This is a genomic window from Desulfosporosinus fructosivorans (assembly GCF_004766045.1).
Classification (GTDB): Bacteria; Bacillota; Desulfitobacteriia; order Desulfitobacteriales; family Desulfitobacteriaceae; genus Desulfosporosinus; species Desulfosporosinus fructosivorans.
The window spans coordinates 1-13,748 of record NZ_SPQQ01000033.1 but is presented as its reverse complement, the minus strand read 5'-3'; the positions used below and the strand labels follow the sequence as shown (position 1 = coordinate 13,748).

The following is a 13,748-nucleotide window of genomic DNA, read 5'->3' as shown; positions in this document are numbered from 1 at the left end:
CAGTAAAGCCATTTCACCAAATCATTATCAAATCATTATTAAAGAGGCTATAACTCTTTTTTTGTAAGATAATTGAAAGCAAATACCATTTGGTTTTGGCTTTGGGTTATTAATAACATGCAGTATCTGCCGTACGGCGTATAACAGAGAATTCCCAACACTTTGCCAAGATGAAAGCGGATTATTGATTCTGACGGTGCCAATTTGGACTTTGCCATTAAGAATGTTAAAGATGAACTTACTAGTTGTGGTTTTCCTTGGTTTGAGCGATTTGAGGATATGCATGAGCCGCTACGAACACTTTTGGAAGATGATGAAGAGAACAATGGGACATGGGGTTTTGGTGCAAATCCAAGTCCTTCAAGAAGCTACAAAACTGGATATATGGCGTTAGCGATTGGTAATTACCAATTGGCAGCAAAGTCTCTAAAAGCGGCAATTGATTCTGAGCGTTTCAAACAATTAGATCAGTTGAGGATAGATTACGAATTGGCATTAGTAAAAAGTATTTAGTTGATTGGGCACAATCTGTGGCCTAAACTTCACCTAACAACGAATTCCCAAAATCCGAGAGAATATTGATGTAGTAACCCGACGTCGCAAACCCTCGGGACGTTATCGGAAAGACTGTGCCTTGTTATAGCAGTTCGGCATCCTTGGCTCACTAAGTGAGGCTTAAAAGTTAAAAAACAATTAAATTGTCAATTACATGGAGGTGATCTATTTGGATAAAGGCAGCAAGATTATTGGCATTAATAGTCGAAGAAAAAAGCTTGATGATGATACTGACATGAATGGATTTGAAGATTGGGAAGATGACTATAGACTCATCAGCAAAAGGGATTACAAAGGATTAAAAAGGCTTAGACAAGAAGTTGCGAAGAGTCATCCTGAGGATGTCTATGCACAATGGCGATTGGGAGAGGCATATATTTTATGTAAAGAGTACGAAAAAGCAATTGATTATTTCACACCGTTGTATAGAAAAAATCCAGATTATGGTGATATCGAATATTCAATTTTAGACGCCTTGTTTGCATTGGGAAAAAGTGAAAGAGACTTTAAATGGGTTTCGGTGCCAGAAGTTAAAAGATTGAACGATGAAATTTCGGACTTTTGTTACGATTATCTAAAAGGTAAAAGGAAAGCAAGAAGTTTGGATGATGTATATTGTCAATTAATTGTTGAGGGATATCTAACCTTTAGTGAAGAAGAATTATTGAATCATTTGATTAAAGATGGAAGGTTTGAATTCCAAAATGATGGTGGTGTTCATAGCACTTTACTAAAAGTTCAAAGGAAAAGCAAATAGGAATTGTGAAGGTTAGGCTTCGGAGAGGACGCTCCGCCTTCCATGGCTCCGCTGGGCACAATCCATCCGATAACAGCGTGTTTACAGACATCGGAGAGATTGAAAATATAGTAACCCGACGTCGCAAACCCTCGTGACGTTATGTGAATGACTATCGTCAGGTTCGCATTATTCTTATTTTATCCTGTTCATATCGTAATACTTTTTTATATTGGAAATATGATTTTGAGCTAATACAAAGAAGCAGTGTTAAATATTTTGAAATTACATACAAGGCAAAAAGCACTGGATCATGCATAACTCTCTAAATTTACATTGTTGACCGACAGCACTTTAGCCACAACCATAGTCAATCCATTGATATCACTTTGGGGTAAACAGTGTCTTAAAGCCTTAGCAATCATTTTTATTGTGTGCTTGATAATCGAGGGTGTTTAGGAGCTCCAGATGAAAAATGCACACGCATAAATCCCCAGGTGAATATCCTATAGCGTATAATTCTAGGAATAGGGGTATTGACATGGGAATTAATATCGAAGTATTTTCTATGACCAGCAGGATAGATTCACCAAAGACTTAATTAGATTCATAGAGGAATAGTATCTTGTATTATGATTTATCGCCAACATCGAATCATATGGACTGTAACCATTGTGGAGCTATTTGAGAAGTTAAAAAGGAAAACATTATTGATGCACTCAAGCAGGAGAATATTTAGGCGCTGCCTTGTTACGTTGCTTATCTGCTTTCTAATTTAAGATAGCCCCAAGTAGCCAAAGGAAACCAAAGAACAAATGGAATAATGGAGTCTATTATTCCATGCGAAAGTTTTAAAACACCAAGTTTTGTAATCATTTGACAGAACATCATGCTATAAAATACCCCTGAAATAATGTAGAGATAAATATAAGGTCGTTTGTTGGGTAGGAAATAGAAATATATTATAAAGAAAATAGCCCAACTAATAGGTGCCAGAAAATGAATACCTATTAGACCGAAAGGCTCATAGTTAATATATCTAAATGATCCAGTAATATTTGCAATACTAACAAATACAACATCAAATATTGCTCCAAAAATAATTCCGTAAATTGATAATCTGCGAATTTCAGCTTTAGGCACTACTGCAACGAGAATTACGCCAAAAATCAACGCGTAAAAGAAGGGAATATATTTTATTGCCATCATGTATCCTCCTTTCAATTGAATAATTATAGGATAACCTTTCAATCTCTATTCTATTAACTTAACACCGCACCTTTTTGTGCCTGTGAACTTATAAAGGATATAGTTAACTAGCTGTATAGGTGCAGTTTTCTCCATGTAGGGCAATTTACCACCATCTTTTCGCATGGGCATAGTTTAAAAAGGACTGGCGATTGGTGGAAGGAAAAGTAAGACCTTCGGCGAAATAGTAAAGGATTATTATTTGCTGATTATCGGGTTATCCCTATTATAATATCTGGGTTTATGTCAAGGGCGTATGTGAGCGGCGATCTATGCTAATGATCTGATAAGCTTTTTAAGTTTAATAAATTTGAAAAGGCCGGGGTTAAAGAGTATTGGATAGGATGACCATTGAGGGTAAAAGGGAGTTTGTAAAAATGCATTACACAGGCACGATCTATAGACCACCCGCTGAGGCTAAAACCGTACTATTACAAGTCACAGTCGGATGTTCACATGACTGTTGCACATTTTGCAGCATGTACAAGGATGTCCCATTTCGCATCGAACCAATCGAGCAAATAGAGGAAGATTTAAAAGAGGTTCTTTCCGTGCAGCCAAATGCTGAAAGGGTATACCTTGTCGGTGGTGATCCCTTTGTTTTAAGCTTTGAACAACTAAAACTAATTGCCGATAAAATTAAAGAATATCTGTCGCACTGTAAAACTATTTCCATGTATGCTCGGATAACCAATATCAAATCAAAAACCACCGAGGAACTTAAGACACTGCGTTTTCTGGGGATTAATCAGCTGTATATCGGAATTGAAACCGGTCATAATGAGACATTAACTCGAATCCATAAAGGAAATACTGCCGAAGAAGCTGTCGTACAATGTAAACGATTAGAGGAAGCCGGAATTGAGTATCATGCAATCTATTTAAATGGATTAGCTGGTCATACTAGAGGAGAAATCAGCGCTCTGGAAACGGCCAAATTCTTTAATCAACTAAAACCAAGAAGTATAGGGATAACCTCTTTAACCCTAATACCCGGTACAGAGTTATATGAACAAAAACTCAAGGGTGAATTTGTTGAAGCCAACGAATTCGAACGAGTTCAAGAATTAAAATGCTTCATTGAACATCTGGAAACAAACACCAAAGTTTTTGCCAATCATGTATCAATAGCTACTCCCGTAGTTGGTAAAATTCCTGAAGATCAATCTAAGATGCTTAAAGTACTGCAAGATACTATTGACGATTTTGATGAAGACGAATTAAGGCAATATCGAGAGCAATTAAAACAGTTGTAAGCTGCCTCCCACTTACACCTAAGATTGTTGCAGGAAAACTATGCTTAAAAGGAGACTATTAAGATGATTTTCAGACAGGCGATGCCTCAAGAGATAAATCTTATCTTCAGTGAAGGGTATAAGGAGTGGAGAAAAAACAGGACCTTTGAACAATATTGTACCGATAATGCCCAGGAAGATGTGTATGGTACAAGGTATGTACTAGATGTCGATAACGAAATTGCCAGCTCTCTGATAATACTAAAACTTAAGGATATTGTTGGAGAAAAAGCATATGGTATTGGGTCTGTATTAACACCAAAAATTCACGCCGGCAAAGGTTATGCCACGGAATTGCTAAAAAACTGCTTACAAAAAGAAAAAGAAGACTCCTTCATTTTTCTATTTTCAGATATAAATCCTGAATTCTATAAGAAATTTAACTTTAAACTATTGCCTTCGAAATTTCAAAGATATGAAAAAAGCGTCTGCATGGTATATTGTAATGATGTTAACTGGAATGAACTTTTGAATTGTTCAATTGATGCAATACCCAACTATTTTTGAACTCTGTCACACTTTAAGAAAGAGGATGCAAAAACATTGGCCAAAGAAGCAAATGCTGTTGATATTCTTGAAGCAGTTGTTGGCAGGGTATTACAGAATAGTGATGAATTTAGGCTGTTAATAGGGTTTGCCACAAGGTTGTTCCGTGTCAACAGTTGCTTCTTTCGAATTTACTCGATCTGCACGAGCCGGATCCCCAGGAAGAAGCACATATTTTGCCACATCTCCGGGTTTAACCCGAACGTGGTATTGAATTTTTCCTTGAGTTTGATCTGCTTTATTAAGTATTGTCATGATAATTCCTCCATTTTAGTGCTCGCTAGGAGCAAATTTTTTCCGACGTGAGCAGGGCCACGTGCACGCTTAGCAACAAAGGCTAAGACAAGTAGGGTTGTCATATACGGAATGATTTCCAAGATTTGGGCTGGAATCGCCAGCCCCTGTGCATTCATCTGCAAGGCAAGAACATAACCGAAGAACACAGAGGCCCCGTGTGAACCTAGAGGTGTCCAGCGCCCACAGATCATGGCTGCTAAAGCAATATACCCTCGCCCGGCTGTCATGTTTTTCGTAAATACATTTAACATACCGATGGAGAGACGTAGGCCAATGCTCCTCAAATTCGGATTCGAATCCGAATTTGAACTACAGTAAAGGTGTTGCATCAAAAGAATTAATGAGTAAGAAAAATAGATACCATAATACTCCATATTGCATTGACTTTTTAGAAAAGATTTGTGATATAATATTGTAAACAGTGCTATTAACGTAATATGATCCAAAGGAGGTAAGAGCTATGTCAGTTAAAAAGGTTACGATAGAAGAAATCAAAGCTATTGTCGAACCAATTGCACGGAAATATGGTGTTGAACGGGTGTATCTATTTGGCTCTTATGCTCGTGGAGATGTTACAGAAAACAGTGATGTGGATTTACGAGTGGATAAAGGATCTCTTAAAGGGATGTTTGCTTTATGTGGGCTGTATACGGAAATTGAGGAAGCTTTACAGATAAAAGTCGATGTTCTGACAACGGGAAGTCTGGAAGATGATTTTCTTCGTAAAATCCAGAAGGAGGAAGTGCTTTTATATGCAGAATAACCGAAACGCTGATGTACTGCGGCGTATCATTTCCTATTGCGATGATATTTCTGAGGCAATTCAGCGGTTTGGGAAGGATTATACGGCGTTTACCCAAGATTCTGTTTATAAGAATGCTACAGCTCTTTGTGTTTTACAAATTGGAGAACTTACCACTCATCTTTCGGATGAGTTTAAGAATACCTATACTGGAATTCCATGGACGCAAATCAAGGCCTTACGTAATGTAGTTGCTCATAACTATGGTAAAATTGACGATGAGAGCTTATGGGAAACGATTACAAGTGATATTCCGAAACTTAAGGACTATTGTTCCAGTATTATTCAACAGCTATAAACATAGTTGGACACGGTAATAAAGTTCAATCAATCCGAACGCAAGCAGCCTCTTCTTAAACAGGAAGAGGCTGCTTCGTCTGCGAAAAACACACGATTTTTGACATATTGCTTCTTTTCTATGTAGCGCAATGCTGATGGACAATCTAAGCGACCATATATTTAGGGCCCCCCTTGACAAAAGCCAAGAAAAGAGTTAATTTGTTAATAGAATAGTTCTCACACGGAAGTATTTGACTAAAGTATTAATTGGGGGTCCCTGAATGGAACAAGAAAAAATTATAGATTTAGTACTGGATAATTTGCGTAAGGTGTTTTATCCCGAAGAGTGGATTCAGTTAGACTTATCGGTTTCCAAGACCGAGCTTTTGGCCATGCTCATTGTGGACAGACACGGGGAAGTGATTATGAGCCAAATTTCCGATTATATTAACGCTCCCCTCAGTACGACAACTGGACTAGTCAACAGGCTGGTTAAAAACGGGTATCTGCAAAGGGAAAGGAGCGATGAAGACCGACGGATCGTAGCCATTCGACTTACGGATAAGGGAAAAAGCATGATGACTGAGGTCAAAGAGAGCATTGGCTCCTACCTTGAACGAATCAATGCGGTACTATCCGCTGAGGAACGACAAGCCCTTTTTCAGATTTTCATGAAAATAATGGAGGCCTTGAGTCGGAAAGATATCGTAGCTGAGGACAGTCCTTCAGAGCAAGTTATCAGAAAAATACCCATCGAGTAAAAGATGGGTTATATTTTCAACAGATACTTCGCATAAGGTACTATTCGCAAGAAGAAGAGTTTCCGTGAGGAAGTACTGTCTCATACAGGTGTTTAATAACAATTTAGGAGGAATACATGATGAGAATTATTTTGTACACGGGAAAAGGCGGGGTAGGTAAAACTAGTATTGCCGCCTCATCAGCAGTGCAAAGCGCAAAGAACGGCAAAAAAACACTGGTGGTAAGTACTGACCGGGCGCATAGTCTTGGGGATTCCCTGGATATAAAGTTATCCCCTGAGCCTCAAGAGATCCGACCCAATCTTTGGGCACAGGAAATTGATACTGTGCACGAGGTCGAAAAGGGCTGGGGTCAAGTGCAGAAATATCTAACGACTCTGTTCACTGCCAAGACCATTAAAGATATTACCACAGAAGAATTAACGGTATTTCCGGGGATCGAAGATTTATTAAGTCTACTGAGAATTTTGCAGTATTACAAACAAAATACATTTGAGGTGATTATTATCGATTGTGCGCCGACCGGAGAAACATTAGCCTTGCTTAGTTTCCCTGAGATGCTCAGGTGGTGGATGGAAAAGCTTTTCCCGATGAAGAGAAAAGCAATAAAATTCCTGAAGCCAGTGATGGAGCCACTCCTAGGGATTCCTATGCCAACCGATTCAGTTATGGATGAGATCGATAAGATCTACAGTCAACTTGATGAAATGCGGCAGATATTTTCCGACCGGAAGGTGACTAGTATTCGGATTGTTGTTAATCCGGAAAAAATGGTCGTCAAAGAAGCCCAGCGCAGTTTCACTTATCTGAATATATATGACTTCAATGTGGATGCAGTCGTCGTCAACCGAATCATACCCGATAATGTTACAGATCAGTATTTTACAGTTTGGAAGGATATTCAGAAGAAGTATAAGGAACTGATTGAAGACAGTTTTTCGCCGATTCCCATCTATTACGCGCCCCTCTTTGAACAAGAAATTGTCGGCCTAGAAATGTTGGACAGGATGGGTGAAGAGATTTTCAAAGGGGAAGATCCGACAACGATTAAATACAATGCTAGAATTCAGACAGTCACTAAGGAAAACGACGAGTATGTTATGGCCATTTATATGCCTTTCACCACAAAAGATGATCTTTCGCTCAATCAAAAGGCAGATGAGTTAATTATTAAGGTAGGTAATGTCAAACGAAATATTACCTTGCCTAGAACCCTAGAAAATCTAACCGTCATCGGCGCCAAATTTGAGGAAGAAACCTTGAAAGTCAGGTTCGGAGGTGTGCTCCATGAATGAGGAACTGCTCAAGCACTTGTTGAATTTGAAAATTTCTTTAGTGCGTAAAGTCCTAAGAAAATTGCCTGAGTCCGTTCAAAAACCGGCTAAAGAGTTGGAAAACCAAGTGATGCGGATGCTTTATGATATTAGTAAAGAATACACTGAGAAAGCCCCGATCGCTGAAAATAAAAAGCAAGCAGGTGGGTTGAAGACTATAAAGGTGGACTAAAGGACAACAAGCATTCTATGGAGCGCATAGGATATTAATAGGGGAATTTCATTGAAACTAATTCCCGTTGCAATTGTTACCATTTAATAAATAGTGCCATTGACATCGTTGACAGATTACAATATATACCTATTATGGTATAGATAACTTCAAAATTAGTATATAATATGATACAAAAGGAAGTGATCCTAAGGGCTTTGGAAGCTAAAATATTATTCCATACTGAAAAAGGATTGAGTCGTTGCGTATTTGACCATTATGAAGATTTAGGAGAAGAAAGCAATGGATAAAAGTAAATTTGATGCAGTGTATCCAATCATAAGCGCTGTTCTTGTAGGAAAAATTGCAGCGGAATTAAGTTTGTCTGATAAAGATGCTATTACTGAACTATATTCATCTCATCTATATGAAATAATGGAGCATGAGAATACAAAACTTTGGCAATACAGCACAGAGAAACTGTTTGAATTGTTTTTGGAAGAAAGAAACAGCGGAAAGATAAGTTTTCCGCAGGTGTGAGGTGAGAAAAAATGGATAGAAACATTGATTTTACTGTATTTTGTCTTGAAAGCTATAAGAATGCGCATCATCTGACAGGTAAAGCAGCATTCAAAGTTTTTAATGAAAACAAGGTGTTTGACTATATAAAATCTTTTTATGATGTTCTTCATTCAACGGGACAGGGCTATATTGTGGAGGATATTGATTTGTATATTAATTCCAGACATAACTGATTTGTCTTGTCTATAGCACAGTAATGAGTTAGCGTAGTCATCATCGTTTTCCAAGGCATCGGTTTAACAAACCGGTGTCTTTAAGTTCGCAACTTAAATCCTGAAAACTAATAGACGCTCCAAGCCAATATTTGCCTGGGCTTGAGCGTCTATAATTGGGAGTCCTACAATAGCCCGTACTCAAATTTATAGTCCTTGCTCTGAACTATTTGAAGGCCTCCCGCGATCTGAGAGGACATAATGTAAATCATAGAGCTGCCAATGACCACGGAAGGGATGTTACCTAGAATTGCAGTTGTTTTTGGCAGGAAGGATAAAGCCAAAAGCTAGTTTGAGAGGTAAGGGTGTAGCTGGAAGATAATGGAAGTTGTAGCGGGGTATTTTATAGATGACATTGAGTGATTTTGATGATGACAAGAACGAAAAGGAGTTTTTAGTAATTGAGATAGGAGTGTTTATCAAAGAGAAATGTTACAAATAACCATTCTTTTAACGAGAGGGAGGTGTTTTTTTGAAAAAAGCTATTATTATAGGAAATGGTTTCTCTTCTCAAATAATTGAGTATTACAAAAGTAACAATCTTATGGCCGAACTAAAGAAGCGTTTGCCTGACGAATTGCAACAAATAGAAAATTTTTTCTCCAAATTTCGATTGCATAATAAGTTTGAAAATGTAGAGCCGGTGCAAGTTCTATATAGTCATGGAATCTATGAAGCTTTAGATGATGGCAGTTTAGAAGGGGTACAGCCTTGGCCTACAGACTTGTATATAGAACCTAACATAGAGATGCATATTATCAATGTATTAAAAGAATATGGGTTTACTCAGGCTGAAAGTGTCTGTCGAGAATATTTTTATGATGCTGGACTAGTTTATGAGATATATAAAAGTAATATTTCAGGTATTGAGTCACCTTTGAAAATTATTGATATGGCAAGAAAAATAGAAATAATCCCGGATTCTTTATATGAAAAGTTTTCATCTGAAATAGATATGATTTTATATAATGGCGGCGATTTTCATTTGAAGTATAGTGATGATGAAAAACGATTTGATCATACAGATAAAGTAAATAAAAAGAAACTGGAACGGTATTTTCAGAAATTTAAAACCATATATACAACAAATTATGATTTAATATTGGATGATGTATTTCATAATAAAGTTAAACATCTTCATGGTGGGTTTTGCTGTAAATCATTTAATCAAGTTGATTATTCATCATCAAATAAGTCTGAATACATAATAGTACTTGGCGTTAATGGAACACAAAAACTGGGCTTAATGCAACGTAATAAGAGTAATCAAATAGAAACTCTATTTATGTCGTATTTGAATAAATTAGCCTCAGAAGATCTGAATGAGCTTCATATTTTGGGATATAGTGGTGAGAATGATCAGCATATTAATCAAGCTATACGAAATAACCATTTAATTAAAAAGATTATATATTATTGCGAGCCAGATAAAGTTAGTAATGCTTCATTCCATTATTTAGTTTCAACACGCTTCGTGGAACAGAAAAAAGAATGTAATTTAGAATCATGGAATGTAATTTGGGAAAAAATCAAATAATACGGTAAGTGAAAAATATAGCAAGGAGTAAATATATAAGTGCGCACCTTTTTGTGCCTAACACTTAAATGATATCATTAACTAGCCATATTGGTACAGTTCTCTCCATGTAAGGCAATTTACCACCAACTTTTCTATGGGTATAGTTTTAAAAGGACTGGTGATTGGTGGAAGGAAAAGTAAGACCTTCGGCGAAATACTAAAGGATCATTATTTGCTGATGATTGGATTTATCCCTATTAAAATAGCTGGTTTTATGTTAGGAGACTTACGTGAGAGGCTATAGAGTCAGAGGCAAATTTCACCCCATTCCGGATAGGGTTAATACGGAGGTAAAAATGAAAAGCAAAATACTCATAGCAGCAATGATAGTTGCCCTGCTTGTAGCAGGCTGCGGAAAAACAGCTCCAACTACTACCACCCAACAACCCAGGGAGGAATCCCCCGCAGTGGGTTAAATTCATAGCCGGAAAATTGACAGGAGGCAACCATATACCGGTAGTATTTTATTTAACCGATGAAAACGGGGATATCCTTTATAATTTTCAGGCAACCCTCCTCTATATGGTAGACGTTAAAGCGGTTTCCTTTGAAGATGTGAGTCAAGACGGGCTAAAAGATATCATCATCATTGTTGATGATGGTTATGCCGGACAAGGGAATGCTCCCTTAGCTACCATCTACTTTCAAAAGGCCGACGGGTCCTTTGCTAATGATCTAAAGTTGGATCAAAATCTACAAAAGGAGGATAAATATTCTTTATAAGTAAAAGCAGGGAATATAATGTTGAATATTGAATAAATAAATAAATAAATAAATTAAAACAAAACTAGTAAAATAAGGAAGGGGAGAAATTGGGAGGATGACAATGAAGAAAAAAGGTTTAGGGATATTACTTACTTTTATTATCCTATTATCTTTGACCATACCAGCGCTTGCCAGTACATCAACGATAATAACTCGTTTAGCAGGAGCAGATAGGTATTCTACTGCTATAGAAATTGCTAAGGCGGGGTGGACTCAATCAGATTATGCAGTATTAGCTTATGGAGAGAATTTTCCAGATGCTTTATCAGCTGGAGTTTTAGCAAAAAAGTACAATGCACCAATACTATTGACTAGTAGTAATGATTTACCAGCCGTTACTAAGCAAGCGTTAACCGATTTACATGCCAAGAACGTGTTTATTATTGGTGGAACTGGAGTCATTTCTACATCTATCGAAACAAAACTACAAGAAATGGGAATTATCACAATGCGTATTGCTGGGTATGATAGGTATGATACAGCAATAAAAATTGCCCAACAACTGAATATGCCTTCAGAATTAATCGTGACTACAGGGGAAGATTATCCAGATGCTTTATCAATTGCCCCTATTGCGGCTTTAAAACAAATACCAATTATTTTAGTACCAAAAGATAATCTGCCAGATTCTGTTAAGAATTATATTGCTACATTGAGTGTAACCAAAACTTATGTCATTGGTGGTTCCAGCGTTATTGATGATAGTGTTTTTAATCAATTCACCAATCCGGAAAGAATTGTTGGGGCAGATAAGTATGAGCGTAATATTGCAATAAATCAAAGATTCGGCAATGATTTTGATCCGAATAGTATTTGCTTAGCTACAGGAGAAGGCTTTGCGGATGCCTTAACTGGCGCTTTGTATGCTGCGAAAGAAAAAGCACCAATTATTTTAGTGAATAATTCATCCTCCTCGGCAAATACAAAAGGTTATTATCAAAATCGTTATGCAGATGCATCTAAAGTCTATGTTTTTGGAGGAACGGCGGTTGTATCTGACACAGTAGTACAGAACTTATCCGATAATTCATCAATCATAAATCCTGTTGAAGATGCAACAGGCCTTAGCAAATTATATACGGAAGATGGTATTGGCGAATATTTAGGTTTTAAAAAATTAATGGGCTATACAGACTCTGATAAATTCGCTGTTTATTTCAAGGGAACATTCAGTTCTTACCGAGTTTCTGTTGCTGATTTACGAGGTCTAAATGATAATGAAATAGTAACATGGAACTACAACGGAAGAACCGTGACAAATACTCGCAAGGAATGTAATAACTTTTTTTCGGATTTATCATCTTTTAAAAGCAAATTTAATTTATCAGATGATCTAATATCGAGCGAAGGGTTGCACAGTACTTTTGGTCAAGTCTATTTGGATTGGGCTTCATTTTATGGTTTCAGCGCTGACGCTGGAAGAATGGTTAATAAGTATCTAGAAGCAGATGAGGGTATTACGGATAATGTTACATTAAAACCTGGTACCGAATTTATGAGTGATGACTGGGCTAACATTAGTAGCGAATATTTTTATAAATGGCTGGTAAGAGAAGAGGGACTCGCAAGACTCGGGATTACTGGAGGTATAAAATCCGATGAACCTGGATATGTTTACGTTTATGCTTTCCCTTACATTCCTTATTACCTTAATGAAATGACTGATGAATTCATGGCGGCAAAAAACGCAACAGGAGTTTTCAATGGTATACATGTGAAAAAGCAAGATGGGAACCTCTGGTTTAACAAAAACGATCTTAAAGAAAAAGGCATAGGAAATGGATCTGGATCTGGTATCATTATCAAGCCTTAACCTTAATACTAATAATAATGAACATCCTGTTCCGGTATGATTGAAGTTTGGTCTATGCTATATAAAAGAGTTGGATCGTGTTTTCAATATACTATGCCCGAAAACAATTTGCCCCCTCAAAGCCAAATAAAGGCATTCTGAGGGGGTTAGCTATCAGGCTTGTAGTGGTGAGATTATTGTAGGAATCATCATTGGAAAAAGCGGATTTAACTTAATTCAAGGAAGCGATTGGCTAAATTTTCTCTATAATTTAGGATTTGCCTTTCTCATGTTTATGGCTGGGATTAAAATCGATTTTGATTTAATAATTTCTCTGGCAAAGGCGAAAAAGCAATTTACATTGGATTGTGCATGGATCAACAGAATATGGAATAGAATTCCTTAAGACCTTCCATGCCGGGGGTCTTTTCTCATTCTCCTGCGAAGCATCTATAATCACATGCAAAAGTATTGTCCGAAGAGCTAGAAGTTACTTTAAATCGAGAGATTCTCATACTTCGATCAGAGCGATCCAGGAGCGAGCATGAAGCTTATAAAAACAAGGTGATTGATTGTTAAGTGAGAGGAATGAAGGAGAAAATGTGACAAGTGGGGGAGATGCCAGCAATGGAAAAATCTTTAAAGATGAATATTACGATCTTTGAGGGCCATCATTCCGGTTGTCACGGAGCCATGTCTCCGGAAAAAGAGAGCAACCCCTCCGGATAGCGAGCCATCCCCGTTTTATACGTATTATCAATAACAATCTTGTGCTTGCCGCCGGGGCTGTGGAGAGTGTGGACAAGCTCTTTTA

Annotated in this window: 18 protein-coding genes; 15 read left to right on the top strand and 3 right to left on the bottom strand. The window is 37.3% G+C overall.

Going from position 1 to position 13,748, the window contains the following annotated elements:
• The first annotated feature begins 204 nt into the window (after positions 1-204).
• A complete protein-coding gene (locus E4K67_RS29310) occupies positions 205-513 on the top strand; it encodes a hypothetical protein (protein WP_135553219.1) in 309 nt (102 codons plus the stop codon).
• A gap of 211 nt (positions 514-724) precedes the next feature.
• Complete coding sequence (locus E4K67_RS29305) at positions 725-1,312, top strand: tetratricopeptide repeat protein (RefSeq protein ID WP_135553217.1); 588 nt, start codon at positions 725-727, stop codon at positions 1,310-1,312.
• Between the two features lie 738 nt (positions 1,313-2,050).
• On the opposite strand, the gene E4K67_RS29300 is transcribed toward E4K67_RS29305, so the two are convergent.
• Positions 2,051-2,500, bottom strand: a complete 450-nt coding sequence (locus tag E4K67_RS29300; protein ID WP_338031930.1) for a hypothetical protein — start codon at positions 2,498-2,500, stop codon at positions 2,051-2,053.
• 416 nt (positions 2,501-2,916) lie between these two features.
• On the opposite strand from E4K67_RS29300, the gene E4K67_RS29295 reads away from it, so the two are divergent.
• Both E4K67_RS29295 and E4K67_RS29290 read left to right on the top strand, forming a co-directional pair.
• Positions 2,917-3,795, top strand: coding sequence for a radical SAM protein (locus E4K67_RS29295; protein WP_135553215.1), 879 nt, complete (start codon positions 2,917-2,919; stop codon positions 3,793-3,795).
• Between the two features lie 63 nt (positions 3,796-3,858).
• Complete coding sequence (locus E4K67_RS29290) at positions 3,859-4,341, top strand: GNAT family N-acetyltransferase (RefSeq protein WP_135553213.1); 483 nt, start codon at positions 3,859-3,861, stop codon at positions 4,339-4,341.
• A gap of 117 nt (positions 4,342-4,458) precedes the next feature.
• Here the strand turns inward: E4K67_RS29290 and E4K67_RS30010 are convergent, their stop codons facing one another.
• Positions 4,459-4,635, bottom strand: a complete 177-nt coding sequence (locus E4K67_RS30010) for a hypothetical protein (protein ID WP_158408613.1) — start codon at positions 4,633-4,635, stop codon at positions 4,459-4,461.
• On the bottom strand, positions 4,632-4,961 hold the full coding sequence (locus E4K67_RS29285) for a hypothetical protein (protein ID WP_206752238.1): 330 nt from the start codon (positions 4,959-4,961) through the stop codon (positions 4,632-4,634). The genes E4K67_RS30010 and E4K67_RS29285 overlap by 4 nt, the downstream gene beginning before the upstream one ends.
• 176 nt (positions 4,962-5,137) lie before the next feature.
• Here E4K67_RS29285 and E4K67_RS29280 point away from each other — a divergent pair, with 176 nt between their 5' ends.
• From E4K67_RS29280 to E4K67_RS31710, 11 genes are all read left to right on the top strand, one after another.
• Complete coding sequence (locus E4K67_RS29280; RefSeq protein ID WP_135553209.1) at positions 5,138-5,440, top strand: nucleotidyltransferase family protein; 303 nt, start codon at positions 5,138-5,140, stop codon at positions 5,438-5,440.
• Positions 5,430-5,777 carry a HepT-like ribonuclease domain-containing protein gene (locus E4K67_RS29275; protein WP_135553208.1) on the top strand — a complete coding sequence of 116 codons (348 nt, stop codon included), beginning with the start codon at positions 5,430-5,432 and terminating at the stop codon, positions 5,775-5,777. Before E4K67_RS29280 ends, E4K67_RS29275 begins: the two co-directional genes overlap by 11 nt.
• Positions 5,778-6,039: 262 nt before the next feature.
• Entirely contained in the window at positions 6,040-6,519 is a 480-nt protein-coding gene (locus tag E4K67_RS29265; RefSeq protein WP_135553206.1) for a MarR family winged helix-turn-helix transcriptional regulator, read from the top strand.
• Positions 6,520-6,635: 116 nt separating this feature from the next.
• A complete protein-coding gene (locus tag E4K67_RS29260) occupies positions 6,636-7,814 on the top strand; it encodes an ArsA family ATPase (RefSeq protein WP_243454690.1) in 1,179 nt (392 codons plus the stop codon).
• Positions 7,807-8,025 carry a hypothetical protein gene (locus tag E4K67_RS29255; protein ID WP_135553204.1) on the top strand — a complete coding sequence of 73 codons (219 nt, stop codon included), beginning with the start codon at positions 7,807-7,809 and terminating at the stop codon, positions 8,023-8,025. The genes E4K67_RS29260 and E4K67_RS29255 overlap by 8 nt, the downstream gene beginning before the upstream one ends.
• A 282-nt stretch (positions 8,026-8,307) precedes the next feature.
• Complete coding sequence (locus E4K67_RS29250; protein ID WP_135553202.1) at positions 8,308-8,544, top strand: hypothetical protein; 237 nt, start codon at positions 8,308-8,310, stop codon at positions 8,542-8,544.
• Positions 8,545-8,555: 11 nt separating this feature from the next.
• The gene (locus E4K67_RS29245) at positions 8,556-8,759 is read left to right on the top strand and encodes a DUF3791 domain-containing protein (RefSeq protein WP_135553200.1); all 204 of its coding nucleotides are present in this window, start codon (positions 8,556-8,558) and stop codon (positions 8,757-8,759) included.
• Between the two features lie 511 nt (positions 8,760-9,270).
• On the top strand, positions 9,271-10,335 hold the full coding sequence (locus E4K67_RS29235; protein ID WP_135553196.1) for a hypothetical protein: 1,065 nt from the start codon (positions 9,271-9,273) through the stop codon (positions 10,333-10,335).
• A gap of 474 nt (positions 10,336-10,809) precedes the next feature.
• Positions 10,810-11,100, top strand: a complete 291-nt coding sequence (locus E4K67_RS29230) for a hypothetical protein (protein ID WP_243454689.1) — start codon at positions 10,810-10,812, stop codon at positions 11,098-11,100.
• A 103-nt stretch (positions 11,101-11,203) separates the two neighbouring features.
• Positions 11,204-12,955 (top strand): cell wall-binding repeat-containing protein, encoded by a 1,752-nt coding sequence (locus tag E4K67_RS29225; protein ID WP_135553194.1) that lies wholly within the window; start codon positions 11,204-11,206, stop codon positions 12,953-12,955.
• Positions 12,956-13,127: 172 nt separating this feature from the next.
• Positions 13,128-13,340, top strand: a complete 213-nt coding sequence (locus tag E4K67_RS31710; protein WP_135553221.1) for a cation:proton antiporter domain-containing protein — start codon at positions 13,128-13,130, stop codon at positions 13,338-13,340.
• The last annotated feature ends 408 nt before the right edge of the window (positions 13,341-13,748 follow it).

Excerpts from the sequence above, each read along its gene's own strand:
- E4K67_RS29300 (WP_338031930.1), bottom strand. The coding sequence starts at position 2,500 with ATGATGGCAATAAAATATATTCCCTTCTTTTACGCGTTGATTTTTGGC.
- E4K67_RS29295 (WP_135553215.1), top strand. The coding sequence starts at position 2,917 with ATGCATTACACAGGCACGATCTATAGACCACCCGCTGAGGCTAAAACC.
- E4K67_RS29290 (WP_135553213.1), top strand. The coding sequence starts at position 3,859 with ATGATTTTCAGACAGGCGATGCCTCAAGAGATAAATCTTATCTTCAGT.
- E4K67_RS30010 (WP_158408613.1), bottom strand. The coding sequence starts at position 4,635 with ATGACAATACTTAATAAAGCAGATCAAACTCAAGGAAAAATTCAATAC.
- E4K67_RS29280 (WP_135553209.1), top strand. The coding sequence starts at position 5,138 with ATGTCAGTTAAAAAGGTTACGATAGAAGAAATCAAAGCTATTGTCGAA.
- E4K67_RS29275 (WP_135553208.1), top strand. The coding sequence starts at position 5,430 with ATGCAGAATAACCGAAACGCTGATGTACTGCGGCGTATCATTTCCTAT.
- E4K67_RS29265 (WP_135553206.1), top strand. The coding sequence starts at position 6,040 with ATGGAACAAGAAAAAATTATAGATTTAGTACTGGATAATTTGCGTAAG.
- E4K67_RS29260 (WP_243454690.1), top strand. The coding sequence starts at position 6,636 with ATGATGAGAATTATTTTGTACACGGGAAAAGGCGGGGTAGGTAAAACT.
- E4K67_RS29255 (WP_135553204.1), top strand. The coding sequence starts at position 7,807 with ATGAATGAGGAACTGCTCAAGCACTTGTTGAATTTGAAAATTTCTTTA.
- E4K67_RS29250 (WP_135553202.1), top strand. The coding sequence starts at position 8,308 with ATGGATAAAAGTAAATTTGATGCAGTGTATCCAATCATAAGCGCTGTT.
- E4K67_RS29245 (WP_135553200.1), top strand. The coding sequence starts at position 8,556 with ATGGATAGAAACATTGATTTTACTGTATTTTGTCTTGAAAGCTATAAG.
- E4K67_RS29225 (WP_135553194.1), top strand. The coding sequence starts at position 11,204 with ATGAAGAAAAAAGGTTTAGGGATATTACTTACTTTTATTATCCTATTA.